Source organism: Mesorhizobium sp. RSR380A, assembly GCF_054719385.1.
Window position 1 is genome coordinate 5162236 of record NZ_JBTTIB010000001.1, and the last position, 24484, is coordinate 5186719.

Sequence of the window (24484 nt, forward strand, 5' to 3'; positions counted from 1 at the left end):
GGATAAATCCGATGCTTAAAACAAGAACTGGAGCAGCGCGCTGCTCCGACACAATTTGAAAAAGCAGGAAGACGATGACCTCCAACGATCCGCTTCTCCAGCCCTATCAACTCAAGCACTTGACGCTGAAGAACCGGGTGATGTCGACCAGCCATGAGCCGGCCTATTCCGAGGACGGCATGCCGAAGCAGCGCTATCGGCTCTATCACGCCGAGAAGGCCAAGGGTGGCATGGCGCTGACCATGACCGCCGGCTCGGCCATCGTCTCGCGCGACAGCCCGGCCGCCTTCGGCAATTTGCATGTCTATGACGACCGCATCGTGCCGTGGCTGGCCGAACTGGCGGACGCATGCCACGAGCATGATTGCAAGGTGATGATCCAGATCACCCACCTTGGCCGCCGCACCGGCTGGAACAAGGCCGACTGGCTGCCGGTTCTGTCGGCCTCGCCGGTGCGCGAGCCCGCGCACCGCGCTTTCCCAAAAACCATCGAGGACTGGGACATCGAGCGCATCGTCGCCGACTATGCGTCCGCTGCGCAGCGCTGCCAGGCGGCCGGCCTCGACGGCATCGAGTTCGAATCCTACGGCCATTTGATGGACGGCTTCTGGTCGCCGGCGACAAACCAGCGCGACGACGAGTTCGGCGGCTCGCTCGACAACCGGCTGCGCTTCACCAGCATGGTGCTGGATGCGGTAAGGGCGGCGGTCGGCGAAAAATTCATCGTCGGCATCCGCATGGTCGCCGACGAGGATTTTGAAAAGGGCCTGTCGAAAGTGGAGGGCGTCGAGATCGCCAAACGGCTCGCCAACTCCGGCAAGGTCGATTTCCTTAACATCATCCGCGGCTCGATCGAGACCGATGCGGCGCTCACCAAGGTCATCCCGGTGACCGGCATGCGCTCTTCGCCGCATCTCGATTTCGCAGGCGAAATAAGGGTGGCGACGAAATTTCCGACCTTCCATGCGGCGCGCATTTCCGATGTCGCCACCGCGCGCCATGCCATCGCTACCGGCAAGCTCGACATGGTCGGCATGACCCGCGCCCATATCGCCGATCCGCACATCATCAAGAAGGTCATGGAAGGCCGCGAGCACGAGATCCGCCCTTGCGTCGGCGCCACCTATTGCCTTGACCGCATCTATGAAGGCGGCGAAGCGCTGTGCGTCCACAATGCGGCGACCGGTCGCGAGGCCGAAATTCCGCACATCATCGTCAAGACCGAAGGGCCCAAACGGAAAGTCGTCGTCGTTGGCGCGGGGGCAGGCGGGCTGGAGGCAGCCCGTGTCATGGCCGAACGCGGCCATCACGTCACGGTGCTCGAAGCTTCGGGCCAGGCCGGCGGGCAGGTTCGGCTGGCGACGCAGAACCCGCGCCGCAAGGAGCTGATCGGCATTATCGACTGGCGGCTGGCCGAGCTCGACCGGCTCGGCGTCGAGATCCGCTACGATACCTGGGCGGAGAAGGACGATGTGCTGGCGCGGGCGCCCGATGTGGTGGTGATCGCGACAGGCGGCCTGCCGCAGAACCCTCCGCTGACATCAGGCGATAATCTCGTGACCTCGAGCTGGGACATCATGGCCGGCAGCGTCAAGCCGGCGGAGAACGTTCTGCTCTTTGACGACAATGGCGGCCATCAGGGCATGGGCGCGGCGGAGCTGATCGCCAATGCCGGGTCGAAGCTGGAGCTGGTTTCGCCGGAACGCTTCTTCGCCCCGGAAATGGGCGGCATGAACCACGTTCCTTATATGCGTGCCTTCCAGGAAAAGGGCGTCACCATCACCATCAACACCAGGCTGCGCTCGGTGCGGCGCGAGGGCAACCAGCTGGTCGCCGAATTGGCCTCCGACTTTGCCGATGGTTGGCGCGGCGAAAGGCGGGTCGACCAGGTGGTGGTCGAGCATGGCACAGCCCCGCTCGACGATCTCTATCTCGCGCTGAAGCCGCTGTCGAAGAATGGCGGCGCGGTCGACTACGAGCGGCTGGTCGGCGGCGGCGATATCTTCCCCTCACGCAATCCAGAAGGCAGCTTCGTGCTGCTGCGCATCGGCGACGCCGTCGCCTCGCGCAACATCCACGCCGCCATCTATGACGGCATCAGGTTCGGCTTGCGGATCTGAATCGTCTTCTTCAGTCGATGGGTGGCGCGCAGCCAAACCTCTGTGCGGAGAGCCACCTTGCACATCCGTCCGAGCTGCGCGCCGCGTACGCCACCGGCGGGAGCCAAGCGACGTACGATGCGGAATGCTTCAACCGGGTGATAACGCGCGGCAGGGCTCAAATCATCCTGGCGGTCGCCATGCAAAGTACGGTGAGCACCAGCAGCCAGGCGGCGATGCGCTCGCCGCCAGCCATCTTGGTGCGCAAAGCCCTCTCCGTGGCGGCGTCCGCACCGGCAAGCTGCCGGCTGGTCTTGCGAACCACGACGCTGAGAACGCCGGCAGCCGCAAAGGCGGCCAGGATGCCCAGCGCCAGCACCATTTCCATCGACCCGAAATAGGCGCCATGGAAGAAATACCAGAGCAGTGCGCCGGTCACGAACACCACGCCCGCCGAGCCCATTTGCGGCACGATGAAGCGCTCCGCCTTGATCTCGGGATCGCGGGCAAGCGTGATCGTGGTGCCGGCCCAGAACACGCCGGCCATGACATGAAGGCCGATAATGACGATGTAGACATATTGCATGACCGTTTCCTCCTTGCCCGCCGCCTGTCCTTCGGGTCTCTGTCGAATGCAGGATAACACGCCCGGTAGATCGACAGACGTGATAATTAGGTATCGAATGATTCGATGTCAATGAATAATGCCGCGTTCCATCGCTCGGTGCCTTGTTCTACTGTCGGCTCATGACTCCCTTTGACCGCCCGCCCGTCGGCATGAATCTCGCGCGTACATCCAAGCTGGTGGCGCAGGCTTTTGACGCCGCTTTGGTCGACGCCGGCGGCACTCTGCCGGTGTGGCTGACCTTGCTTTCGGTCAAGTCGAGCGAACTTGCCAATCAGCGCGAGCTTGCCGGTATGATCGGCATCCAGGGCGCCACGCTGACCCACCATCTCAACGCCATGGAGGCGCAAGGCCTGCTGACGCGCCGCCGCGATCCCGACAACCGCCGGGTTCATCTGGTCGAGCTGACGCAAGCCGGCGAAGCGATGTTCCTGAAACTGCGCGCGGCGGCTCTCATCTTCGACAAGCGGCTACGCGCGGGATTGCCGGACGAAAGGCTGGCGGAGTTCGCCGAGGTGCTGGCAGCACTTCGGGCGAATGTCGCGCCGGCTAAATGACCCGCACCGGTGTGGCAAAAGTCTAGGCTAAATTGCCCTGCAGCACCTTGAGCTTGGCTTTCTTCGGGTTGCGCGCCAGCAGCCATTCGCGCGCCTTGTCCTGCGGCATCGGGAAGGCGATGGAATAGCCCTGCACCTGGTCGCAGCCGATCGCCATCAGCGAATCGAGCTCGGCCTCGGTTTCCGCACCCTCGGCGACGATCGAGATGCCGAGGCCACGCGCCAGCTCGGTGATGGCGCGCACGATCTTGCTGTTGTCGCCATTCTCGTTGATGTTCTGGACGAAGCGACGGTCGATCTTCAGCCGGTCGATCTCGTTCGGATTGACGTGGCTGAGCGAAGCATAACCGGTGCCGAAATCGTCGAGCTCGAGATGCACGCCGGCGGCGCGGATGTGGCGCAGCTTGGCCGCGATGCCGGTCTTCTCGTCATCGAGAATGACGGATTCGACGATCTCCAGCGACAGTTTCTGTGGCGCCAGGCCGGCCTTTTCCAGCGTGGCGAACAGGAAGCGGTCGAAGTCGGGCTCGCGCAGCTCGGTGCCGGATACGTTGACGGCAAGCCGCCCGAAGGCAATGCCGGCGCGATCCCATTCGGCTGCCTGCTCGATCGCCTTGGTAAAGACGATGCGGCCGATCTCGGGCATGAAGCCGCATTTTTCGGCGACGGGAATGAACTCGCCCGGCGAGATCATGCCGCGCTCGGCGTGTTTCCAGCGCACCAGCGCCTCGATGCCGCTGATCGCACCGTTGGTCAGCGATACCTGAGGCTGGAAATAGACCTGGAAGGCGCTCTCCGAAATGGCGACCTTGATGTCGTGCTCGAGCTGCTTGCGGTGGTCGAGCTCGCGCCTGAGTTCCTCGGAGAAGAACGAGAAGCTGCCGCCGCCGAGCTTTTTGGCGGAATAGAGCGCGAGGTCGGCGTGGACGAGCAGATCCTCGGCATTGTCGGCGTCGATGGGATAGACGGCAATGCCGGCGCTGGCCCCTGGAAGGATGGTCGTGCCCTGGAAGGTAATCGGCTCGTTGATCTCCTCCAGGATGCGCCGGGCCAGCATGTTGATGTCCTCGGGGCCGCCGGCGCCATTGAGGATCATCACGAATTCGTCGCCGCCAAGGCGCGCGCAGAGATCCGACGCACGGCAGGAATCGCGCATGCGCTGCGCGGTGACGACCAGCACATAGTCGCCGGCGGCGTGGCCGAGTGTGTCGTTGATCTGCTTGAACCGGTCGAGGTCGAGCTGGATGACCGCCAGCCTCTCGCGCCGGCGATGCGCGCCCTTGATCAGCGTTTCGAAGTGGTCGGTCAGGAAGGTGCGGTTGTGCAGGCCGGTCAGCCCGTCATGTACGGCGATGAAGGCCATCGAGTTGCGGGCATCGACAAGCTCGTGCGTCTTGCGCAGGATCGCCTTCGACATCGGCCGGAAGATGAAAAGCGCCACCAGGACGATGACGCCGATGGTGGCGTAGAACAAGGTGCGATGGAGATCGAGGAGCTTTTCCGACCGCTCGTCGGCGAATGCGGCGATGCGTTGGCCGAGCGCGGCATAACCCGACAGCGTCGCATTGGCGACGGAAGCATCGAGATTGACGCGCTCGCCGCCGCCCTTGTAGGCGGCATTGCCGGAGAGCTGGGATTCGAAGGACGAGATCAGCCTTTCGCCATTGGCGACCAGCCCGACCGAGAAATAGTCGAGGTGGAACGGCTTGCCGTAGAGCACGCTCTCGATCGACCTTGGGTCGGACAATGCCGGCGACAGCGGGTCGGCTCCCGTCTGTTTGAGGAGCAGGTCGTAGTTCGTCTCGAACTCGGCGGTCGCCTGTTTCAGCGCGGCAACTAGGGCCGGCTGCTTGTCACGCGCGGCGGAGCCGGTTGCGCTGGTCAAAAAGACGATGCGCTGCGACAGCGCCTTCTGGGTGCTGACGATGTCGAGCAGAGTATGGTTGTGCTGTTGCGCCGCCATCATCTGCTGCAGCAGGATGAAGGAGGCCATCACCATGGCGGCGATGATCAGCAGCGCCAGCCAGTAGCCGCTCTTGATCAGCAGGATGAGTTTGCCCGAGACGGTTTGCGCCGGCTGCTGCGACATATTCTAGGTGACCCCTCGGTCGACGGATTTCTGCCACCGATTCGTGGCAAGAACACCATCGCCTTGAAAGGGTTAACAGGTCTGGAAGCCGGCGGAACTGTTGCTTCGGCAGTAAACGAAAGCTGCCGAGATGGTTATCATGTTCTTTCGCGGCATAGCCGTATTCGCGTGCCTGCTACTCCAGCATGCGGGCCATGCGATCGGGTCGCGCCAGGGTTGAGCCCGCCGTGCCACCGAAACGGTCGCTTTTGCGATGGATTTTTAGTGCGCGTAGCGCGACAGTCGCGCCAATCTCAACAGGACCTGATCCATGAGCGCGGCATTCCTCTCCCATATCGACAACGAACTGCAAGGGCTGAAATCCGCCGGGCTCTACAAATCCGAGCGGGTGATCACCTCGACCCAGTCGGCTGAGATCGAAGTCGGCGGCGACAAGGTGCTGAATTTCTGCGCGAACAACTATCTTGGCCTCGCCGACAGCCCCGAATTGCGCATGGCAGCCAAAGGCGCACTGGACCGCTACGGCTACGGCATGGCCTCGGTGCGCTTCATCTGCGGCACGCAGGAAGAGCACAAGCAGCTTGAGGCCACGATCTCGTCCTTCCTCGGCTTGGATGACACCATTCTTTACGGTTCCTGTTTCGACGCCAATGGCGGCCTGTTCGAAACGCTGCTCAGCGAGGAGGACGCGATCATCTCCGATGCGCTGAACCATGCCTCGATCATCGACGGTGTGCGGCTGTCGAAGGCAAAGCGCTTTCGCTATGCCAACAACGACATGGCCGACCTCGAAGCCCGGTTGAAGGAAGCCAAGGATTGCCGCTTTCGCCTGATCGCTACCGATGGCGTGTTTTCCATGGACGGCATCATCGCCAATCTGAAAGGCGTCTGCGATCTCGCCGACAAATACGACGCCATGGTGATGGTCGATGACAGCCATGCCGTCGGCTTCGTCGGCGGACAAGGCCGCGGCTCGGCCGAGCATTGCGGCGTCGAGGGCAGGGTGGACATCATCACAGGTACGCTCGGCAAGGCGCTGGGCGGTGCCTCCGGCGGATACACTTCAGGCAAAAGCCAGGTGGTCGACTGGCTGCGCCAGCGTTCGCGGCCCTATCTCTTTTCCAACACGCTGATGCCGGCGATCGCCGGCGCTTCGATCAAGGTGTTCGACCTGATCCGCAATGGCGACGCCTTACGCGAGCGCCTATATGCCAATGCGGCGCGGTTCAGGTCCGAAATGGGCAAGCTCGGCTTCACGCTTGCCGGTGCTGATCATCCTATCATCCCGGTGATGCTGGGCGATGCCAGCCTGGCGCAGGAGATGGCACAGCGCATGCTGAAGCGCGGCATCTATGTCATCGGCTTTTCCTTCCCGGTGGTGCCGAAGGGCCAGGCTCGTATCCGCACGCAAATGTCGGCGGCGCATTCGATTGCCGACATCGACCGTGCTGTGGCGGCGTTTGCGGCAGTCGGCAAGGAACTGGGCGTCGTTGGCTGATAGTTTTACCCTCCCCCTTGTGGGGAGGGTCGACTTTCGACCGCTTGCGAAAGCAAGCGGGCGGGAGGCGGGGTGGGGGTCTGCAGGGTCACGACCGTCGCCAATTTGTTTGAGACCCCCACCCGGCCCTTCGGGCCACCCTCCCCACAAGGGGGAGGGTAAGGAGCTGTAGCATGTCGAACATGATGAAGGCGCTGGTGAAGGCCAAGGCCGAACCGGGCATCTGGATGGAAGAGGTGCCGGTGCCGAAGATCGGCCCCAACGACGTGCTGATCAAGGTCAAGAAAACGGCGATCTGCGGCACCGACGTCCACATCTACAATTGGGACCAGTGGGCGCAGAAGACCGTGCCGGTGCCGATGGTCACCGGCCATGAATTCGTCGGCACCGTCGCCGACTTTGGCGCCGCGGTCACCGAATACAAGGTTGGCCAGCGCGTCTCCGGTGAAGGCCACATCGTCTGCGGCCATTGCCGCAACTGTCGCGCCGGGCGAGGGCACCTCTGCCGCAACACGCTCGGCGTCGGCGTCAATCGTCCCGGCGCCTTCGGCGAATATCTGGCGATCCCGCAGCACAATGTCGTGCCGATCCCCGACGATGTGCCCGACGAGATCGCCGCGATTTTCGATCCGCTGGGCAATGCGGTGCATACCGCTTTGTCCTTCGACCTGGTCGGCGAGGACGTGCTGGTCACCGGCGCCGGGCCGATCGGCATCATGGGCGCGCTGGTGGCGCAATGTGTGGGTGCGCGAAAGGTCGTCATCACCGACATCAACCCGGTGCGGCTGGCACTGGCCAAAAAGCTTGGCGTCCAGCACGTCGTCGATGCCTCGAAGGAGAAGCTGCGCGATGTCATGCCGGCGCTGGGTATGACCGAAGGTTTCGACGTCGGCCTCGAAATGTCGGGCGCCGCGCCTGCCTTCCGCGACATGATCGACACCATGAACAATGGCGGCAAGATCGCCATTCTGGGCATTGCGCCGACCGGTTTCGAGATCGACTGGAACAAGGTCATCTTCAAGATGCTGCACCTGAAAGGCATCTACGGGCGAGAGATGTTCGAGACCTGGTACAAGATGATCGCCCTGGTGCAAGGTCCGTTGGATGTCTCCGGGCTGATCACGCACCGGATCGGCATCGACGATTTCCAGACGGGGTTCGATGCGATGCGCAGCGGCAGTTCGGGTAAGGTGGTGATGGACTGGTAAGCGCGTCGATAGAGACGTAGAGTTCCTTCGCGCCCCCCTCTGTCCTGCCGGACATCTCCCCCACAAGTGGGGAGATTGGCTGTTTCGGCGCGCCGCCCATTCTCCAACGTCGGCGATTGGCGAAAGCCGGCGTGACGGCCGATCTCCCCCCAAGTGGGGGAGATGTCCGGCAGGACAGAGGGGGGGCGCTGTCCTGCCAGCCTATAGGCTATATTTTCCTTCCAACACCGCTTCCAGCGCCGCTACGCCCGTCACAATCGCCGCCCGCTCCTCCGCGCTCAGCCTCTCCAGCAGATCCCGTTCAAACGCCTGCGCCAGCGGCACCATTTCGCGATAGGCGGCAAGCCCGGCCTTCGTCAGAGCCAGATGCTCCACACGCCGATCATTCTCGTCCGGCGTGCGCGTCAGCCAGCGCCGTCGTTCAAGCTCAGCCACCGCCCGCGAAACCTTGGTCTTGTGCATGGCCGATTGTTCGCCGAGCGCTGTTGCCGTCATGGTGCCGCGCTGTCCCAAGCCTGAAAGCGTGCGCCATTCCGGCCGGGTCAAGCCGTGGCGGTCGCGGTAGATTTTCGAGAATTCTCGGCTGACCGCATCGGCCAGCCGGTAGAGCCGATAGGGCAGGAAACTTTCCAGCTCGAGGATTTCCATCTGCGCACCATGGATGCGGCATTCGCCGTTGATAGTTACATTTTCGATGGTTACAAATGAAACCAGTTTGGTCAACATCGCCGGTGAGCCGTGTTTGGGCGGCTCAAGAGACCGGGATCAGGGAGGATCGGATGGCCTTTTCCTATATGCCGGGCTTCGGCAATGATTTTGAAACCGAAACCTTGCCCGGCTCGCTGCCCCAGGGGCGCAATTCCCCGCAACGGCCGGCTTACGGGCTCTATGCCGAGCAGCTTTCCGGCTCGCCCTTCACCGCGCCGCGCGGCACCAATGAGCGCTCCTGGCTTTACCGCATCCGGCCGAGCGTAAAACACACCGGCCGCTTCAAGGCGGCCAGCTATCCCTTGTGGAAGACCGCCCCCAATGTCGGCGACCACGAGCTGGCGCTCGGCCAATACCGCTGGAACCCGGTGCCGATGCCGAAGGAACCGACCGATTTCATCGCCGGCATGCGTACCATCACCACTGCCGGAGACGTGCTGGGGCAGAGCGGCATGGCGGCGCACGTCTATGTCGCCAACCGCTCGATGGTCGACGACCATTTTTTCAACGCCGATGGCGAGTTGCTGATTGTTCCCCAGGTCGGCGCCTTGCGCTTCGTCACCGAGATGGGCGTCATCGAGCTCAGGCCGGGCGAGATCGCCGTGCTGCCGCGCGGGCTGGTGTTCAAGGTCGAGCTCGTCGACAAGGAAGTGCGCGGCTATGTCTGCGAGAATTACGGCGCCAAGCTGACGCTGCCCGACCGTGGCCCGATCGGCGCCAATTGCCTGGCCAATCCACGCGATTTCAAGACGCCATGCGCCTGGTTCGAGGAGAAGGAGACGCCATGCCGGCTGACGGTGAAATGGTGCGGCAATTTCCATGTCACCGAGATAGGCCATTCGCCGCTCGACGTCGTCGCCTGGCACGGCAACTACGCGCCCTACAAATATGATCTGGCGACGTTTTCGCCGGTCGGCGCCATCCTGTTCGACCACCCGGATCCGTCGATCTTTACCGTGTTGACGGCGCCGAGCGGCGAGGAGGGCACCGCCAACATCGACTTCGTCATCTTCCCGCCGCGCTGGCTGGTGGCGCAGGATACGTTCCGGCCGCCCTGGTACCACCGCAACATCATGAGCGAGTTCATGGGCCTCATCCATGGCCAGTACGACGCCAAAGAGGAAGGCTTCGTGCCCGGCGGCATCAGCCTGCACAATCTGATGCTGGCCCACGGCCCCGACGCACCTGGCTTCGAAAAGGCCTCGCGCTCCGAGCTGAAACCGGTCAAGCTCGACAACACGATGGCCTTCATGTTCGAGACCCGATTCCCGCAAATGCTGACCCGCTACGGCGCCGAGCTTGAAACAAGGCAGGACAATTACATCGACTGCTGGTCCGATCTGAAGAAGCGCTTCAACGGCACTGTGGAGGGCGACTGGTCTTGAGATCAGCCCGATGAGCGACCGGCTGCTGCTTCTCGGCTCGAAAGGCGGCCCGGCATTGCGGCCGGGCGGGCCGTGGCCGAGTTCGTCGCTGCTGGAACTGGGCGGGCGAACCATTGTCGTCGATTGCGGGCTCGGCGTCACGCGCGGTCTGGTCGATTCCGCCGTCAGCCTGAAGGCGCTCGACCTGGTCTTCATCACCCATCTGCATTCCGATCATGTGCTGGAACTGGGCCCGTTGCTCCACACCGCCTGGACCGCCGGGCTCGCCAGCCCGGTGACGCTGTTCGGACCGCCCGGCACCGACCAATACTGGCGCCGTTTCTGCCAGGCGATGGAGTTCGACATCGAAATTCGCATCGTCGATGAGGGCAGGCCGGACATTCGCGATCTGGTTTCGATCGTCGAATTCGGCGAGGGCGAGATTCTCTCGAAGGGCGGCCTGAAGGTCTCGGCACTGCGCGTCGACCATCCGCCGGTGACCGACTGTTTCGCGTTGCGCTTCGAGCATGGTGCGAATAGCGTCGTGTTCTCGGCCGACACAGCCTTCTTTCCGCCGCTCGCAGGCTTTGCCCGAAATGCCGACATTCTCGTCCATGAGGCCATGCTACAAGAAGGCATCGAGGGGCTGGTCGCCAGGACCGGCAATGGCGCGCGGCTGAAAGAGCATCTGCTTGCCAGCCACTCATTTGCCGAGCAGGCAGGTCGCATCGCCAGCGATGCCGGGGTGAAGAGGCTGGTGCTCAACCACCTCATTCCGGCCGACGATGCCGAGATCGGCGAGGCCGACTGGGAGGCCGCCGTCAGGAAATCGTGGGCGGGTGACTTGACGATTGCCCGCGACGGCCTTGTTGTGAACTTAGACGGCGCCAAAGCCGCATCAGGAGAGGAAACCGTATGAAGCTTGCCACATTGAAGGACGGGACGCGCGACGGAAAACTCGTCGTCGTCTCGCGCGACCTGACGCGCTTCACCGACGCCTCGTTCCTGGCGCGAACACTGCAGGCGGCGCTCGACGACTGGCAGCGGATTTCGCCGCATCTGGCGACGATCGCCGAATCGCTGGAGAACAATGCGGTGCCGTCGGCACGCTTCCATGAGCATGACGCCCATTCGCCGTTGCCGCGCGCCTATCAATGGGCCGATGGCTCTGCCTATGTGAACCATGTCGAACTGGTGCGCAAAGCCCGCGGCGCCGACATGCCGGCAAGCTTCTGGACCGATCCGCTGATCTATCAGGGCGGCTCGGATTCTTTCATCGCGCCGCGCGAGCCGATCCGCATGGCCGACGAAGCCTATGGCATCGACATGGAGGCAGAGGTCTCCGTCATCGTCGACGACGTGCCGATGGGCGCCAGCCTCGACCAGGCGCGCGCCGCGATCCGCCTGGTCATGCTGGTCAATGACGTGACGCTGCGTACGCTCACCGGTCCCGAACTCGCCAAGGGCTTTGGCTTCTTCCAGTCGAAGCCGTCCTCGGCTTTTTCGCCGGTGGCGGTGACGCCGGACGAACTCGGCGACGCCTGGGATGGCGGCAAGGTCAACCTGCCTCTGCTCGCCGACGTCAACGGCAAGCCGTTCGGCCGTGCCAATGCCGGCGTCGACATGACCTTCGACTTCCCGGCGCTGATTGCCCATGCCGCAAAGACACGGCCGCTGGTTGCCGGCACCATCATCGGCTCCGGCACCGTCTCCAACAAGCTGGATGGCGGGTCGGGCAAACCGGTGGCGGCCGGCGGCGCCGGCTATTCCTGCATCGCTGAACTGCGCATGATCGAGACCATTGAGTCTGGCGAGCCCAAGACGCCGTTCCTGCGCTTTGGCGATACGGTGCGTATCGAGATGAAGAATAAAAGCGGAAACTCGATCTTCGGCGCCATCGAGCAGAAGGTCGAGAAGTCCCAGGCATAAGAGGGGGCAATGCAATGACGGGCGAGGCGTTCTACCTGCTGGCCGGCGTCTGGGCGTTGGCCATTCTGGTGGTCTTCATCCAGGCGATCCGGCTGAGCTACCGCATCGAGGCGCGCTCGCCCGATCTGACCAACCGCAGCGGCTACCCGCGCAAGGCGATGATGTTCCACACCATCACCAACACCAATGTGGCGCGGGACGAGGAGACGCAGGCGACGCGGCGGCGCATGAACCGGCTGCTGCTGATCGTTGTCGCCGGCTTCGCGGTGATGGCGGCTGGCATTGGCCTGATCAGACGAATGAACGCGTGACCCTGCTCGAGCATTTCATCCGCATGGCCGGCAACAATCTCTGGTCGAACGACCGGCTCTATCGCGCCGTGCTGCAGCTAAAGCCCGGCGAATTCGAAGCCGAGCGCACCAGCTTCTTCCCGTCGATCAAGGCAACGCTCAACCACATCCTCGCGGTCGATCATCTCTATCTCGATTTTCTCGAAGAAGGCGGAGTCGGTGCGGCCGCTTATGACGACTACGTGCCGTTCGATGTGCCGCAGGCGCTGTTTGCCGCCCAGGTCGCAGCAGATCGACGCCTAATCGCCTTTTGCGAGAAGCTGTCGGAGGCGGATCTCGACCGTCAGGTCATCACGGACCGGCGCGAGGACGGCATGATCCCCGAAAAGATCGGCGACATTCTCGCCCATGTCTTCCTGCACGACATCCACCATCGCGGCCAGGTTCACGCGATGCTCTCGGGCAGCTCGGTCGCGCCGCCGCAGCTGGACGAGTTTTTGCTCGATTATGATTTGAAGGTGAGGAAGGAGGAGGTCGAGCGGCTGGGCCTCTGACCTTTATCTGGTGTACTCGTTCCATTCAGGGCCGAGTTTGTCGAAATCGTCAGAAATCCAAATCTTGCCCTTCAGGGCACCTATGCGCGACAACAAGTCTTCTCGAACTTGGTGCCACGAGCCGCGCCGCGATCTTGCCGTGACGAGTGATGACTATCTCCTCGCCGGCCTCCGCGCGGCCGACGAGTTCCGATAGTTGGCCTTTGCTTCGGTTATGGAGACGTTCACGGCTTGACCCTTTTGATCGAAACTTAGATCAAGGCCGATCGAGCCGAAAACGGGGGTTCACGCCGCCTTGCCATCGACCTTGATTACGCCGCGCTTGATCTGGTCCTGCTCGATCGACTCGAACAGCGCGCGGAAATTGCCTTCGCCAAAACCTTCGTCGCCCTTCCTCTGGATGAATTCGAAGAAGATCGGGCCGATCACGGTTTTGGAGAATATCTGCAGCAGGATCTTGGTCATGCCGCCGTCGACCACGCCTTCGCCGTCGATCAGGATGCCGTGCTTCTTCATCCGCTCGATCGGCTCGTCATGCCCGTTCACCCTGTTGTACGACATGTCGTAGTAGGTCTCCGGCGGACCGGGCATGAACTTCAGCCCGTTGTCGGCAAGCTTGTCGGTGGCGGCGTAGATGTCGTCGGTGCCGACGGCGATATGCTGGATGCCTTCGCCATTGTACTTCTTCAGGTATTCGGCGATCTGGCTGGTGTCGTCCTTGGATTCATTTAGCGGAATGCGGATCTTGCCGCAGGGCGAGGTGATGGCGCGGCTGACCAGGCCGGTGATCTTGCCGTCGATGTCGAAGAAATGGATCTGCTTGAAGCCGAACAGCTCGCGATAAAAGTCCCACCATTTGTCCATCTGGCCGCGATAGACATTGTGGGTGAGGTGGTCGAGGAAATAGAAGCCGACGCCTTGCGGCCGCGGGTCGCGTTCGCCCAGCCACTCGAACTCGGCATCATAGGCCGAGCCCTTCTTGCCATAGGCTTCGATGAAATAGAGCAGTGAGCCGCCAATGCCGACAATGGCCGGCACGTCGAGCGCCTTGTCGTTGCCGTCGTAGGGCGTGGCGCCTTTCGATACCGCATGCTCGAACGCATGCTTTGCATCGACCACGCGCCAGGCCATCGAGGCGGCGCAGGGGCCGTGCTTGTCGACGAATTTCATCGCATGCGAACCCGGCTCGGCATTGACGACATAGTTGATGTCGCCCTGGCGCCAGACGGTGATGTCCTTCGTGCGGTGCTTGGCCACCGCGACATAGCCCATGCGGGTGAACAGCTCGGCGAGCTTCTGCGGCTCCGCATGGGCGAACTCGACGAACTCGAAACCGTCGGTGCCGGCGGGGTTTTCCTTGCTGATCTTGGCGGGCGGGGCGTCGTGCGGAAAGGGACCCATGGCATTGCTCCAAAACTGGCGGTGGCCGCAGCGGACCACGTGCAATCATAACGCGGAGCGGCTGCACGGTGCTTGCATTCAAACGCTTGAAATGATCAGATCGTGCGTGAATTGTGCACAAACGGGCCAAAGATCATGAATGAGACGCGCATCGATCAGTTCGACCGCAAGATAATGGCACTTCTGCAGGGCGATGCGCGGCTGACCAACAACGACCTGTCGGAGCGGGTGAACCTCTCCGCCTCCCAATGCTCGCGCCGCCGCCAGCGGTTGGAAGAGGACGGCTATATCAAGGGCTACCGGGCGGTGCTCGACCGCGACAAGCTCGGCTTCTCGCTGGTCAATGTCATCTCGGTGACATTGGCCACCCACAACCGCGACAATGCGCGGCGCTTCGGCGAATTGCTGGCGCGGCTGCCGGAAGTGCAGGAGGCGCACGCGCTGACCGGTGAGATGGACTACATCTTGAAAGTGGTGACCCCCGATCTGAAATCGCTGTCGGAATTCGTCAACGGCGTGCTGTTGCCGCACGACTCCGTGCAGCATGTAAAGACCGCGATCGTGCTGGAGACGCTGAAGGAGACCGGGGCGCTGCCGATCTAGTTTGAGAGAGTTTCAGTTGATACGTCGGCGAGACAGCACCCCTCTCTGGCCTGCCGGCCATCTCCCCCGCAAGGAGGAGATCAGCAGCTTTGTCCAGCGCTCATCCTGCAACGTCGGCGATTGGCGAAGAGCGAAGGCGACATCCGATCTCCCCCCGGGGGAGATGTCCGGCAGGACAGAGGGGGTGTGAGGGATCGCCAGCGCCTCAGGATGCTCACCCCTTGGACTGCTGAATCAGCCCGTAGAGATTGGTGCAGCGCGCGCCGGAGCGGCAATAAGCAAATACCGGGCCTTCGAGCGCGTCGAGCGCTTCGGCCTGATCTTCGACATTCTCGGCTGTGATCTGGCCGCTGATTACCGGGATGTAGCGGAAGGCCAGCCCCGCGGCTTCGACCGCCGCCTTGACGCTGTCGGCCGAAGGCTGGTCGGGCTGCTCGTCATCCGGCCGGTTGCAGATCACGCTCTTGAAACCGGCTTCCTTGATGGCGGCGGCATCTTCGGGCTGGATCTGGCCCGAGACCGAATAGTCCTCGCTGATTTCTCGATATTCCATGGCTCTCATCCTCTCAACCTGGTTTGGCGCGAAGTCTTGCCACTCTCACACGAGGTCGGCAATCCGCGCCGGAAAGAAATACCTCGGCGCAGATAGACATTTGCGGTCTAAGATCCAACCCAGGCTCAAGAGGTTTCGCGCTGTTGGCCTTGCCCGAAGCCGGCAGCGACTCTAAACAGGCGCACCGACAAACGAAGGAACCATCCCATGAGCATTCGTCGCATCGATGTTGGCCCGCGCATGAGCCAGATCGTCATCCACGGCAACACCGTCTATCTCGCCGGCCAGGTCGGAACGCCCGGCGCCAGCGTTGGCGAACAGACGAGGTCGATCCTCGCATCTATCGACGAACTGCTGGCCAAGGCCGGCACCGACAAGACCAAGATCCTGCAGGCGATCATCTGGCTGGCCGATATGGGCACCTTCGCCGAGATGAACAAGGAATGGGACAAGTGGGTCCCGCAAGGCAACACGCCCGCCCGCGCCACGGGTGAGGCCAAGCTTGCAGGGCCGGAATACACTGTCGAGATTATCGTTACGGCGGCGATTTAAAGTGCAGCCTTCTACCTCCCCCTTGTGGGGAGGTCGGACCGAAGGTCCGGGCGGGGGGCTGGCGCCGACCCCCACCCCGCTGCTTCGCAGCGACCCTCCCCACAAGGGGGAGGGTAAAGGAGCTACCCCTGCGAAGGCCTGAACCGCGCCACCAGCGTGTGGCTCTCCGCGGCATAAGTGAACCTCACCTGCGTCACCGGGTGCTCGGCGCTCCAGGTTCGGCGCTCGACCACCAGGCAGGGCGCGCCGGTTGCGATGTCGAGCGCTTCGGCAATATGTCTGTCGGCCGCGACCGCGCGGATACGGTGCTCTGCCTCGCTCCATGGCACGCGGCCGATCAGCCAAGGGCCGGGGGCGATGTCGAGAAACTCCTCCTCGGCGGCTTCCGCGACGGCGGCGAGATTGATCAGCCGCTGTTCGTGCGCGAATGGCCGCTTGCCGGCGAAATGCCGGCATTCAAGCGCCAGCACCTGTCCGGCTGCGTCCAGTTCCAGCAAGGCGCGATCCTCGGCGCTGCTGCGCCTTTTCTGCCGCGCCAAGCGCTCGTAACGATAAGCCAGGCCAAGCGACTCAACCTCGATCCTGATGTCGTGGATTTCCAGCACCGCGGCCTGCGACTGCGGCTGGCGGACAAAGCTGCCCGAACGGCGGCGGCGCTCTATCAGCCCGGCCTTGGCCAGTTGCGACAGCGCCTTGTTCACTGTCATGCGCGAGCAATTGTATTCGGCCGTCAACTCGTGCTCGAACGGGATGCGGTGACCCGGCGCCCAGGCGCCGGACATTATTTTCTCGCTGATGTCGGACAGGATGCGCTGGTGCAGCGAACCGCCGCCTTCCACCGCCGCTGTCTCTGATATGCTCATGCCGAAAGCGCCGTCATCACATGGCGAAAGCGCTCGGCGATCGTCTCACGCGCTGCATGCCGGCCGCCGCTGACTTGTTTTTTTCCGTGCACCCAGACGCAATCGACCTTGCCGCCATTGGCAAAGATCCAGGCGTCGAGGATCGCATCGCCACTTTTTCCGGCCAGCGAAGGATGGTTTTCGTCGAGTGAGACGAAATCGGCTGCGGCACCGGCGGCGATCCGCGACGGGCCGGCGCCGAGTGCAGTGCTGCCGCCATCGCGGGCCGCGTCGAACAGAGCCCGCCCGGTCGAGCCGCCGGCCACCGCCAGCACATTGCGGGCGCGGTGTGCGAGGCGCTGCGAATATTCGAGCTGGCGCAATTCATCCGGCAGGCCGATCAGCACGTTGGAATCCGAGCCGACGCCGAAGCGGCCGCCATGTTCGATGAACAGAGGTGCTGAAAAGGTGCCGTCGCCGAGATTGGCCTCGGTGATCGGGCAAAGCCCGGCAATGGCGCCGCTTCTGGCCATGCCGGTTGTCTCATCCTCGGTCATGTGGGTGGCGTGGATCAGGCACCAACGCTTGTCGATCCCGGCATTGGCGAGCAGCCATTCGACCGGTCGCGCACCCGACCACGCCAGGCAATCCTCGACCTCCTTCACCTGCTCGGCGACGTGGATGTGGATCGGTCCGTCCGGCGCAATGGCGGCAACAGCGCTGAGTTCCTCCGGCGTCGCGGCGCGCAGGCTGTGCGGGGCGACGCCAACGACAGCCTGATTCAACGCACGAACCGATTCGCGGCTTTTCTCAAGCAAGCGTTCGAACCGATTCACATTGTTGATGAATCGCCGCTGGCCTTCGTTGGGCGCAGCGCCGCTGAAGGACGAATGGGCATAAAACACCGGCAGCAGCGTCAGGCCGATCCCGGTTTCGCCGGCGGCCGCGGCAATACGTTCGGCCATCTCGGCAAGGTTGGCATATGGTTTTCCGTCGCGATCGTGGTGGAGATAATGAAATTCGCCGACGCGCGAGAATCCGGCCTCCAGCATTTCGACATAAAGCTGGGCGGCGACCGCCTCGACCTGGTCCGGCGTCATCGACAGCGCGAAGCGGTACATCACCTCGCGCCAGCTCCAGAAGCTGTCGGCGGAGGGACCGCGCAGTTCGGCAAGCCCGGCCATGCCGCGCTGGAAGGCGTGGCTGTGCAGGTTCGGCATGCCGGGCACCAGAATGGCGTGGCGTTCGTCACCGCTCCGCGGTGAAGAACCTGGCTCCACCTTCGCGATCTGACCGCCGCTCAGCGAGATCCGCACCTTGTCATGCCAGCCATCGGCCAGCAGCACCTGTTCCGCAAAGATCGCCGTCACGTTTTTCTCCGCATTCCATCAACAATGCACTTGCAGCGCGTTTCAATATGTATATACATAATCGCCATCCAAGCAACGGAAAAAGATGATGGCGGCACAAGACAAAAGCCGGGCAGGGGGCCTTCAGCTTTGGCGTAATGCGCGCCTGGCGACCATGGCCGAAGGCGTTGCCGGACTGGGCATTGTCGACAAGGGCGCGATCATCGCCCGTGACGGCGTCATCGTCTATGCCGGTCCGGAAGCCGAGATGCCGTCAGCGTTGGCTCAGGGCGGCGAGACTACCGATTGCGAAGGCCGCTGGATTACGCCCGGCCTGATCGACTGCCACACCCATCTCATCCATGCCGGCAACCGTGCCAACGAGTTCGAGATGCGGCTGGCCGGCGCCAGCTATGAGGAAGTCGCCCGTGCCGGCGGCGGCATCGTCTCCTCGGTCAAATCCCTGCGTGCCGCGAGCGAAGACGAACTGGTTGCGCAGACGCTGCCACGCCTCGATGCGCTGATGGCCGAGGGCGTCACCACGGTAGAGGTAAAGTCGGGTTACGGGCTCGATCTCGAAAATGAACAGAAGTCGCTTCGCGCCGCGCGGCAGCTGGACAAGCAACGCCCGGTCACGGTCCGCACCACCTTCCTCGGCGCGCATGCGCTGCCGCCGGAAGCAAAAGGCGACAAGGACGCTTTTGTCGATCTCGTCGCCAACACGATCCTGCCCGCAATCGCCGCCGGGGGCCTGGCTGACGCCGTAGACGGCTTTTGCGAAGGCATTGCCTTCTCGCCGGAGCAAATCGCCCGCGTGTTCGACAAGGCCAAGGCGCTTGGCCTGCCGGTAAAGCTCCATGCCGACCAGCTGTCGAACCTGCATGGCGCCGAACTCGCCGCCCGCTATGGCGCGCTGTCGGCCGACCATCTCGAATACACCGACGAGGCCGGCGCCGCAGCGATGGCCAAGGCCGGCACCGTGGCGGCCATCCTGCCCGGCGCCTACTATTTCATCCGCGAAACCAGGAAGCCGCCGGTCGGCCTGTTCCGCCGGCACGGCGTCAAGATGGCGGTCGCCACCGACAACAATCCCGGGACGTCGCCGCTGACCTCGCTGCTTCTGACCATGAACATGGCCGCGACGCTTTTCGGCCTGACCGTCGAGGAATGCCTGGCCGGCACCACTCGCGAGGCTGCCCGCGCGCTGGGATTGCTCGGCCAGACCGGCACGCTGGAGGCAGGAAAATCCGCCGACCTGGCGATCTGGGACATCGAGCGTCCGGCCGAACTCGTCTACCGCATGGGCTTCAACCCGCTCCATGCCCGCATCTGGAGAGGACAATGACCGAACTTAACCTGAAGCCCGGCAATGCGACGCTGGCCGACTGGCGCGCTATCTATCGCGGCGCCGTGCCGAAGCTCGACGCCTCCTGCCGGCCAAAAATCAAGGCCAGCGGCGAGGCAGTCGCCCGCATCGTCGCCAAGGGCGAGCCGGTCTATGGTATCAATACCGGCTTCGGCAAACTGGCCAGCGTCCGCATTCCGGCCGAGGATCTAGAGGCCTTGCAGCGCAACATCGTTTTGTCGCATGCCGCCGGCGTCGGCGAGCCGATGCCGGTCGCTGTGGTTCGGTTGATGATGGCGCTGAAGCTCGCCAGCCTGGCGCAGGGCGCGTCGGGCGTGCGGCCGCAAACGATCGAGTTGCTGGAAGCGATGCTGGCCAACGACGTCATTCCCGTGGTGCCGGCGCAAGGCTCGGTCGGCGCCTCCGGCGATCTCGCGCCGCTGTCGCACATGACGGCAGTGATGATCGGCGTTGGCGAATGCTTTACCCCGCATGGCCGCTTCCCGGCCAAGGTCGCTTTCGTCTCGCACGGCCTGGAGCCGGTGACGCTGGGCGCCAAGGAAGGTCTGGCGCTGCTCAACGGCACGCAGTTCTCCACCGCCTATGCGTTGGCCGCTCTCTTCGAGGCCGAAGTGCTTTACCAGTCGGCGCTGGTCGCCGGCGCGCTGTCGACCGACGCCGCCAAGGGTTCGGACGCGCCCTTCGATCCGCGCATCCATCTCCTGCGCAAACATCCCGGCCAGATCGAGACGGCGGCAGCGCTGCGCAACCTGATGGCCGGCAGCGCCATTCGTGAATCGCACCGCGTCGGCGACGAGCGCGTGCAGGATCCGTACTGCCTGCGCTGCCAGCCGCAGGTGATGGGCGCCGCGCTCAACGTGCTGCGTCAGGCCGCCGACACGCTTGGCACCGAGGCCAATGGCGTCACTGACAATCCGCTGATTTTCGCCGAGGACGACACAGCGCTCTCCGGCGGCAATTTCCACGCCGAGCCGGTGGCTTTCGCTGCCGACATGATCGCGCTTGCCGTCTGCGAGATCGGCTCGCTGTCGGAGCGCCGCATCGCCATGCTGGTAGACCCCGCGCTGTCCGGCATGCCGGCCTTCCTGACGCCGAAGCCCGGCCTGAACTCCGGCTTCATGATCCCGCAGGTGACGGCGGCGGCGCTCGTCTCTGAGAACAAGCAGAAGGCCTATCCGGCAAGTGTCGATTCCATCCCGACCTCGGCCAACCAGGAAGACCATGTCTCGATGGCCGCACACGGCGCTCGCCGGCTGATCGGCATGATCGAAAACGCCACGGCCGTCATCGGCATCGAACTCCTGGCCGCCGCGCAAGGCTGCGATTTCCATGCGCCGCTGGCGTCGAGTGCAGCTCTGGAAGCGGTTCGCAAGCTGGTCCGCGCCGAGGTGCCGCATCTCGACAATGACCGGCATTTCCACCCTGACATGGAAAAAGCCATCGCCATGGTGCGCAGCGGCGCTGCCATCAAGGCTGCGAGCGCGGTGACATTGCCTTCGATCTCGGGAGTCTGACATGACCGACTGGCTGACAGCGACGGAAGGCACGGCACCCCTGTTGGTGTCCATCCCGCACACGGGTATCGATCTCGCCGGCATCGACAATCGGCTGGTCTCGCCCTGGCTCGGCCGCCGCGATTGCGACTGGTGGATCGACAATCTCTACGATTTTGCCGCCGGCCTTGGCGCGACTGTCGTGCACACGTCGATCTCGCGCACCGTCATCGATGTCAACCGCGATCCTTCCGGCGCCTCGCTCTATCCCGGGCAGACGACAACGACGCTATGCCCGACCGAGACCTTCGACGGCGATCCGCTGTATCTGCCCGGCGCGGAACCGACGCCATCGGAGATAGACCAGCGCCGCATAGCGTATTTCGTGCCCTACCATGAAATGCTGGCGGCTCAGTCCGTCAGGCTGCGCGGCCTGCATGAGAAGGTCGTCATTTACGATTGCCACTCGATCCGGTCGGTGCTGCCGCGCCTGTTCTACGGCACGCTGCCGGTGTTCAATCTCGGCACCAATGACGGCCAGACCGCGGATCCTACGCTGCAGGCGCTGGTTGGCCAGATCATGGCCGAGAGCGGTGAAAGCAATGTCATCAACGGCCGTTTCAAGGGTGGCTGGATCACCCGCTATTTCGGCAATCCGCAAGGCGGCTACCATGCGCTGCAGATGGAACTTGCCGATCGCGGCTATTTGCGCGAGCCCAAGGGCAAGGGCGAACCGGACAATTGGCCGGTGCCTTATGATGCCGAGTTCGCCGCGCCGATGCGCGCCACACTGACGAAAATCCTCCAATCCGCCATTGACTGGGCCGGGCGCTGAGACGCCGCCTTACTCCAAAGGGACAATGATGAACAATCCTCGCCACAACATCCGCGAAGTGCGCGCGCCCCGCGGCGACAAGCTCAACGCCAAATACTGGACGACCGAAGCGCCGCTGCGCATGCTGATGAACAACCTCGATCCCGATGTCGCCGAAAACCCCAATGAGCTCGTCGTCTATGGCGGCATCGGCCGGGCCGCGCGCACCTGGAACGATTTCGACAGCATCGTCGCCTCGTTGAAGACCCTCAATGAAGACGAGACGCTGCTGGTCCAGTCCGGCAAGCCGGTCGGCGTCTTCCGGACGCACACCGATGCGCCGCGCGTGCTGATCGCCAACTCCAACATCGTGCCGCATTGGGCGACCTGGGATAAATTCAACGAGCTCGATAAAAAAGGCCTGATGATGTACGGCCAGATGACGGCCGGCTCCTGGATCTATATCGGCACGCAAGGCATCGTGCAGGGCACCTACGAGACCTTCGTCGAGGCCGGCCGCCAGCACTACAATGGCAACCTTACGGGCAAATGGATCCTGACCGGCGGCCTCGGCGGCATGGGCGGCGCCCAGCCGCTTGCCGCCGTCATGGCCGGCGCCTGCTGCCTCGCCATCGAATGCAATCCGGACTCGATCGATTTCCGGCTGCGCACCCGCTATGTCGACGAGAAGGCCGAGACGCTCGACGAAGCGATGGAAATGATCGAGCGCTGGACCAAGGCCGGCGAGGCGAAGTCGGTCGGCCTGCTCGGCAATGCGGCCGACATCGTGCCGGAAATGTTCAAGCGGGGCATCCGCCCCGACATGGTCACCGACCAGACCTCGGCGCATGACCCGATTAACGGCTATCTGCCCAAGGGCTGGACGATGGCTGAGTGGCGCGAGAAGCGCGTCTCCGATCCCAAGGCTGTCGAGAAGGCCGCCCGCGCCTCAATGCGCGAGCATGTCGAGGCGATGGTCGCGTTCTGGAATGCCGGCGTGCCGACGCTCGACTATGGCAACAACATCCGCCAGGTCGCCAAGGACGAAGGCTTCGAGAACGCCTTTGCTTTCCCGGGTTTCGTGCCGGCCTATATAAGGCCGCTGTTCTGCCGTGGCATCGGCCCGTTCCGCTGGGCTGCTCTTTCGGGCGATCCCAAGGATATCTACAAGACGGACGCCAAGGTGCGCGAACTCACCCCCGGCAACACCCATCTGCACAACTGGCTGGACATGGCACGTGAGCGCATCGCCTTCCAGGGCCTGCCGGCGCGCATCTGCTGGGTCGGCCTCGGCGACCGCCACAGGCTGGGCCTCGCCTTCAACGAAATGGTGGCCAGGGGCGAACTGAAGGCGCCCGTCGTCATCGGCCGCGACCACCTCGATTCCGGCTCGGTCGCTTCGCCGAACCGCGAGACGGAAGCGATGAAGGACGGCTCCGACGCCGTCTCCGACTGGCCGCTGCTCAATGCGTTGCTCAACACCGCGTCGGGCGCGACCTGGGTGTCGCTGCATCATGGCGGCGGCGTCGGCATGGGCTTCTCGCAGCATGCCGGCATGGTCATCGTCGCCGACGGCACGCCGGACGCCGCAAGGCGCCTGGAGCGCGTGTTGTGGAACGATCCGGCGACCGGCGTCATGCGCCACGCCGATGCCGGCTACGACATCGCCATCGAGTGCGCGAAGGAGCACCAGCTCAATCTGCCCGGTATTTTAGGCTGATTGGCTTAAATGATGCGCATCCTACGGGCCGCCGACTACCGCGTCATGCCGTGGAAGAATGGCGGCGGCACGACCACCGAGATCGCCGTCTCGCCGGACGGCGTCGGGCTGGACGATTTCGACTGGCGCGTTTCCATGGCGCGAGTCGAGGGCAGCGGCCCGTTCTCGGGGTTTGCCGGCGTCGACCGCACGCTTGCCGTGCTGGAAGGCGAGGGTATCGTGCTTGATATTGCCGGCCGTCCGCCGGCCGAAGTGACGGCGGCTTCCGCCCCGCTGTCCTTCCCGGCCGATGTGCCGACCTCGGCGGCGCTGATCTCCGGTCCGATCACCGATCTCAACGTCATGACCCGCCGCGGGCGGGCCACGCACTCGGTCGAGCGTCTGATGGTTTCGGTTCCGACCGATATCCGGCCGACCAGCGCTATGACCCTGATCCTGCCGTTCGACGGCGAGGTCGGCCTCAGCGGCCCGACATCGTCTCGTCTTGGACCCCTCGACACGCTGTTGCTCGGTCCGCAGGCGAAACTACGGGTTGAACCGGTACGGCCGACGACCGTGTTCGTCGTCCGGATAGCCAGGCTGGGCCAGCCGCACCGCCAGCACAACGATTAACGCCTGTTGCCAAACATGATCGCACGCCGGAGAAATCTGGCGTAAGCTGTTGTCTGGATCACGAAAAAGCCCGAATCCTTCCGTCGTTCCAAGGCGGACGGGAGGGCAGGGGTGCTCGTCCTTGAGTTGTCGAAAGCCCCACTTAAAATGTCGAAGGGATAACGCCTCTGGCGTGGTGCGAAGCAAAACTTTCGGCCAGTGTAATCATGCAACCAATTGCATTTGAATCGGTTTTAGGGACATTGCCGTGGCGGTGGC

23 protein-coding genes and 1 pseudogene are annotated in these 24484 nt (G+C 63.3%); 16 read left to right on the forward strand and 8 right to left on the reverse strand.

The window, feature by feature from the left end; genetic code table 11:
* Nucleotides 1-74 precede the first annotated feature (74 nt).
* Entirely contained in the window at nt 75-2120 is a 2046-nt protein-coding gene (locus ACYG9Z_RS24985) for an NADH:flavin oxidoreductase (protein WP_023752050.1), read from the forward strand.
* A gap of 157 nt (nt 2121-2277) precedes the next feature.
* Here the strand turns inward: ACYG9Z_RS24985 and ACYG9Z_RS24990 are convergent, their stop codons facing one another.
* Nucleotides 2278-2685, reverse strand: coding sequence for a hypothetical protein (locus tag ACYG9Z_RS24990; RefSeq protein ID WP_023752049.1), 408 nt, complete (start codon nt 2683-2685; stop codon nt 2278-2280).
* Nucleotides 2686-2876: 191 nt separating this feature from the next.
* Between ACYG9Z_RS24990 and ACYG9Z_RS24995 the strand changes: the two genes are divergently transcribed.
* Nucleotides 2877-3281, forward strand: a complete 405-nt coding sequence (locus ACYG9Z_RS24995) for a MarR family winged helix-turn-helix transcriptional regulator (protein WP_245259902.1) — start codon at nt 2877-2879, stop codon at nt 3279-3281.
* A gap of 22 nt (nt 3282-3303) precedes the next feature.
* Here the strand turns inward: ACYG9Z_RS24995 and ACYG9Z_RS25000 are convergent, their stop codons facing one another.
* Complete coding sequence (locus ACYG9Z_RS25000) at nt 3304-5370, reverse strand: putative bifunctional diguanylate cyclase/phosphodiesterase (RefSeq protein WP_023752047.1); 2067 nt, start codon at nt 5368-5370, stop codon at nt 3304-3306.
* 310 nt (nt 5371-5680) lie between these two features.
* Here ACYG9Z_RS25000 and ACYG9Z_RS25005 point away from each other — a divergent pair, with 310 nt between their 5' ends.
* Together ACYG9Z_RS25005 and tdh are read left to right on the forward strand one after the other, a co-directional pair.
* Nucleotides 5681-6868: a glycine C-acetyltransferase gene (locus tag ACYG9Z_RS25005; RefSeq protein ID WP_023752046.1), complete on the forward strand. Its 1188-nt coding sequence runs from the start codon at nt 5681-5683 to the stop codon at nt 6866-6868.
* Between the two features lie 173 nt (nt 6869-7041).
* Nucleotides 7042-8076, forward strand: coding sequence for an L-threonine 3-dehydrogenase (gene tdh / locus ACYG9Z_RS25010; protein WP_023752045.1), 1035 nt, complete (start codon nt 7042-7044; stop codon nt 8074-8076).
* A 201-nt stretch (nt 8077-8277) separates the two neighbouring features.
* On the opposite strand, the gene ACYG9Z_RS25015 is transcribed toward tdh, so the two are convergent.
* Nucleotides 8278-8724 carry a MarR family winged helix-turn-helix transcriptional regulator gene (locus tag ACYG9Z_RS25015; protein ID WP_023752044.1) on the reverse strand — a complete coding sequence of 149 codons (447 nt, stop codon included), beginning with the start codon at nt 8722-8724 and terminating at the stop codon, nt 8278-8280.
* A gap of 131 nt (nt 8725-8855) precedes the next feature.
* Here ACYG9Z_RS25015 and hmgA point away from each other — a divergent pair, with 131 nt between their 5' ends.
* From hmgA to ACYG9Z_RS25040, 5 genes are read left to right on the forward strand one after another with little or no spacing between them, the layout of a single operon-like run.
* Nucleotides 8856-10169, forward strand: coding sequence for a homogentisate 1,2-dioxygenase (hmgA, locus tag ACYG9Z_RS25020; protein ID WP_023752043.1), 1314 nt, complete (start codon nt 8856-8858; stop codon nt 10167-10169).
* Between the two features lie 10 nt (nt 10170-10179).
* Nucleotides 10180-11067 carry an MBL fold metallo-hydrolase gene (locus ACYG9Z_RS25025; protein ID WP_023730503.1) on the forward strand — a complete coding sequence of 296 codons (888 nt, stop codon included), beginning with the start codon at nt 10180-10182 and terminating at the stop codon, nt 11065-11067.
* The gene (locus ACYG9Z_RS25030) at nt 11064-12077 is read left to right on the forward strand and encodes a fumarylacetoacetate hydrolase family protein (RefSeq protein ID WP_023752042.1); all 1014 of its coding nucleotides are present in this window, start codon (nt 11064-11066) and stop codon (nt 12075-12077) included. Before ACYG9Z_RS25025 ends, ACYG9Z_RS25030 begins: the two co-directional genes overlap by 4 nt.
* 14 nt (nt 12078-12091) lie before the next feature.
* Nucleotides 12092-12388: a hypothetical protein gene (locus tag ACYG9Z_RS25035; RefSeq protein WP_023734217.1), complete on the forward strand. Its 297-nt coding sequence runs from the start codon at nt 12092-12094 to the stop codon at nt 12386-12388.
* Complete coding sequence (locus ACYG9Z_RS25040; RefSeq protein ID WP_023734216.1) at nt 12385-12921, forward strand: DinB family protein; 537 nt, start codon at nt 12385-12387, stop codon at nt 12919-12921. Before ACYG9Z_RS25035 ends, ACYG9Z_RS25040 begins: the two co-directional genes overlap by 4 nt.
* Before the next feature lie 49 nt (nt 12922-12970).
* On the opposite strand, the pseudogene ACYG9Z_RS25045 reads toward ACYG9Z_RS25040, so the two are convergent.
* A pseudogene (locus tag ACYG9Z_RS25045) lies at nt 12971-13084 on the reverse strand (hypothetical protein); the annotation flags it as partial.
* A 122-nt stretch (nt 13085-13206) separates the two neighbouring features.
* Nucleotides 13207-14322: a 4-hydroxyphenylpyruvate dioxygenase gene (gene hppD / locus ACYG9Z_RS25050; RefSeq protein ID WP_023694412.1), complete on the reverse strand. Its 1116-nt coding sequence runs from the start codon at nt 14320-14322 to the stop codon at nt 13207-13209.
* Nucleotides 14323-14457: 135 nt separating this feature from the next.
* Here hppD and ACYG9Z_RS25055 point away from each other — a divergent pair, with 135 nt between their 5' ends.
* Entirely contained in the window at nt 14458-14925 is a 468-nt protein-coding gene (locus ACYG9Z_RS25055; protein WP_023689628.1) for an Lrp/AsnC family transcriptional regulator, read from the forward strand.
* 214 nt (nt 14926-15139) lie between these two features.
* On the opposite strand, the gene ACYG9Z_RS25060 is transcribed toward ACYG9Z_RS25055, so the two are convergent.
* The gene (locus tag ACYG9Z_RS25060; RefSeq protein WP_023672907.1) at nt 15140-15478 is read right to left on the reverse strand and encodes a protein tyrosine phosphatase family protein; all 339 of its coding nucleotides are present in this window, start codon (nt 15476-15478) and stop codon (nt 15140-15142) included.
* Between the two features lie 207 nt (nt 15479-15685).
* On the opposite strand from ACYG9Z_RS25060, the gene ACYG9Z_RS25065 reads away from it, so the two are divergent.
* Nucleotides 15686-16030 carry a RidA family protein gene (locus tag ACYG9Z_RS25065; RefSeq protein ID WP_023672906.1) on the forward strand — a complete coding sequence of 115 codons (345 nt, stop codon included), beginning with the start codon at nt 15686-15688 and terminating at the stop codon, nt 16028-16030.
* A 122-nt stretch (nt 16031-16152) separates the two neighbouring features.
* Here ACYG9Z_RS25065 and hutC read toward each other — a convergent pair whose 3' ends face one another.
* Both hutC and ACYG9Z_RS25075 read right to left on the reverse strand, forming a co-directional pair.
* Nucleotides 16153-16893, reverse strand: coding sequence for a histidine utilization repressor (gene hutC / locus ACYG9Z_RS25070; protein ID WP_023724862.1), 741 nt, complete (start codon nt 16891-16893; stop codon nt 16153-16155).
* Nucleotides 16890-18242 (reverse strand): formimidoylglutamate deiminase, encoded by a 1353-nt coding sequence (locus ACYG9Z_RS25075; RefSeq protein ID WP_023734214.1) that lies wholly within the window; start codon nt 18240-18242, stop codon nt 16890-16892. The genes hutC and ACYG9Z_RS25075 overlap by 4 nt, the downstream gene beginning before the upstream one ends.
* Before the next feature lie 88 nt (nt 18243-18330).
* On the opposite strand from ACYG9Z_RS25075, the gene hutI reads away from it, so the two are divergent.
* From hutI to ACYG9Z_RS25100, 5 genes are read left to right on the forward strand one after another with little or no spacing between them, the layout of a single operon-like run.
* Nucleotides 18331-19566, forward strand: a complete 1236-nt coding sequence (gene hutI / locus ACYG9Z_RS25080) for an imidazolonepropionase (protein WP_023734213.1) — start codon at nt 18331-18333, stop codon at nt 19564-19566.
* Complete coding sequence (hutH, locus tag ACYG9Z_RS25085) at nt 19563-21101, forward strand: histidine ammonia-lyase (protein WP_023752041.1); 1539 nt, start codon at nt 19563-19565, stop codon at nt 21099-21101. The genes hutI and hutH overlap by 4 nt, the downstream gene beginning before the upstream one ends.
* A gap of 1 nt (nt 21102) precedes the next feature.
* Complete coding sequence (hutG, locus tag ACYG9Z_RS25090) at nt 21103-21915, forward strand: N-formylglutamate deformylase (RefSeq protein WP_023734211.1); 813 nt, start codon at nt 21103-21105, stop codon at nt 21913-21915.
* Nucleotides 21916-21940: 25 nt separating this feature from the next.
* Nucleotides 21941-23614, forward strand: coding sequence for a urocanate hydratase (gene hutU / locus ACYG9Z_RS25095; RefSeq protein ID WP_198020713.1), 1674 nt, complete (start codon nt 21941-21943; stop codon nt 23612-23614).
* 12 nt (nt 23615-23626) lie between these two features.
* The gene (locus ACYG9Z_RS25100; protein WP_023734209.1) at nt 23627-24226 is read left to right on the forward strand and encodes a HutD/Ves family protein; all 600 of its coding nucleotides are present in this window, start codon (nt 23627-23629) and stop codon (nt 24224-24226) included.
* The last annotated feature ends 258 nt before the right edge of the window (nt 24227-24484 follow it).

What these genes read in the sequence shown, in the direction of transcription:
- hutI (WP_023734213.1), top strand. Translation starts at nt 18,331, where the DNA reads ATGGCGGCACAAGACAAAAGCCGGGCAGGGGGCCTTCAGCTTTGGCGT.
- hppD (WP_023694412.1), bottom strand. Translation starts at nt 14,322, where the DNA reads ATGGGTCCCTTTCCGCACGACGCCCCGCCCGCCAAGATCAGCAAGGAA.
- hutH (WP_023752041.1), top strand. Translation starts at nt 19,563, where the DNA reads ATGACCGAACTTAACCTGAAGCCCGGCAATGCGACGCTGGCCGACTGG.
- ACYG9Z_RS25100 (WP_023734209.1), top strand. Translation starts at nt 23,627, where the DNA reads ATGCGCATCCTACGGGCCGCCGACTACCGCGTCATGCCGTGGAAGAAT.
- ACYG9Z_RS24995 (WP_245259902.1), top strand. Translation starts at nt 2,877, where the DNA reads ATGAATCTCGCGCGTACATCCAAGCTGGTGGCGCAGGCTTTTGACGCC.
- ACYG9Z_RS25000 (WP_023752047.1), bottom strand. Translation starts at nt 5,370, where the DNA reads ATGTCGCAGCAGCCGGCGCAAACCGTCTCGGGCAAACTCATCCTGCTG.
- hutU (WP_198020713.1), top strand. Translation starts at nt 21,941, where the DNA reads ATGATGAACAATCCTCGCCACAACATCCGCGAAGTGCGCGCGCCCCGC.
- ACYG9Z_RS25065 (WP_023672906.1), top strand. Translation starts at nt 15,686, where the DNA reads ATGAGCATTCGTCGCATCGATGTTGGCCCGCGCATGAGCCAGATCGTC.
- hutC (WP_023724862.1), bottom strand. Translation starts at nt 16,893, where the DNA reads ATGAGCATATCAGAGACAGCGGCGGTGGAAGGCGGCGGTTCGCTGCAC.
- ACYG9Z_RS25030 (WP_023752042.1), top strand. Translation starts at nt 11,064, where the DNA reads ATGAAGCTTGCCACATTGAAGGACGGGACGCGCGACGGAAAACTCGTC.
- ACYG9Z_RS24985 (WP_023752050.1), top strand. Translation starts at nt 75, where the DNA reads ATGACCTCCAACGATCCGCTTCTCCAGCCCTATCAACTCAAGCACTTG.
- hmgA (WP_023752043.1), top strand. Translation starts at nt 8,856, where the DNA reads ATGGCCTTTTCCTATATGCCGGGCTTCGGCAATGATTTTGAAACCGAA.
- ACYG9Z_RS24990 (WP_023752049.1), bottom strand. Translation starts at nt 2,685, where the DNA reads ATGCAATATGTCTACATCGTCATTATCGGCCTTCATGTCATGGCCGGC.
- hutG (WP_023734211.1), top strand. Translation starts at nt 21,103, where the DNA reads ATGACCGACTGGCTGACAGCGACGGAAGGCACGGCACCCCTGTTGGTG.
- ACYG9Z_RS25015 (WP_023752044.1), bottom strand. Translation starts at nt 8,724, where the DNA reads ATGGAAATCCTCGAGCTGGAAAGTTTCCTGCCCTATCGGCTCTACCGG.
- ACYG9Z_RS25005 (WP_023752046.1), top strand. Translation starts at nt 5,681, where the DNA reads ATGAGCGCGGCATTCCTCTCCCATATCGACAACGAACTGCAAGGGCTG.
- tdh (WP_023752045.1), top strand. Translation starts at nt 7,042, where the DNA reads ATGTCGAACATGATGAAGGCGCTGGTGAAGGCCAAGGCCGAACCGGGC.
- ACYG9Z_RS25060 (WP_023672907.1), bottom strand. Translation starts at nt 15,478, where the DNA reads ATGGAATATCGAGAAATCAGCGAGGACTATTCGGTCTCGGGCCAGATC.
- ACYG9Z_RS25025 (WP_023730503.1), top strand. Translation starts at nt 10,180, where the DNA reads ATGAGCGACCGGCTGCTGCTTCTCGGCTCGAAAGGCGGCCCGGCATTG.
- ACYG9Z_RS25055 (WP_023689628.1), top strand. Translation starts at nt 14,458, where the DNA reads ATGAATGAGACGCGCATCGATCAGTTCGACCGCAAGATAATGGCACTT.
- ACYG9Z_RS25035 (WP_023734217.1), top strand. Translation starts at nt 12,092, where the DNA reads ATGACGGGCGAGGCGTTCTACCTGCTGGCCGGCGTCTGGGCGTTGGCC.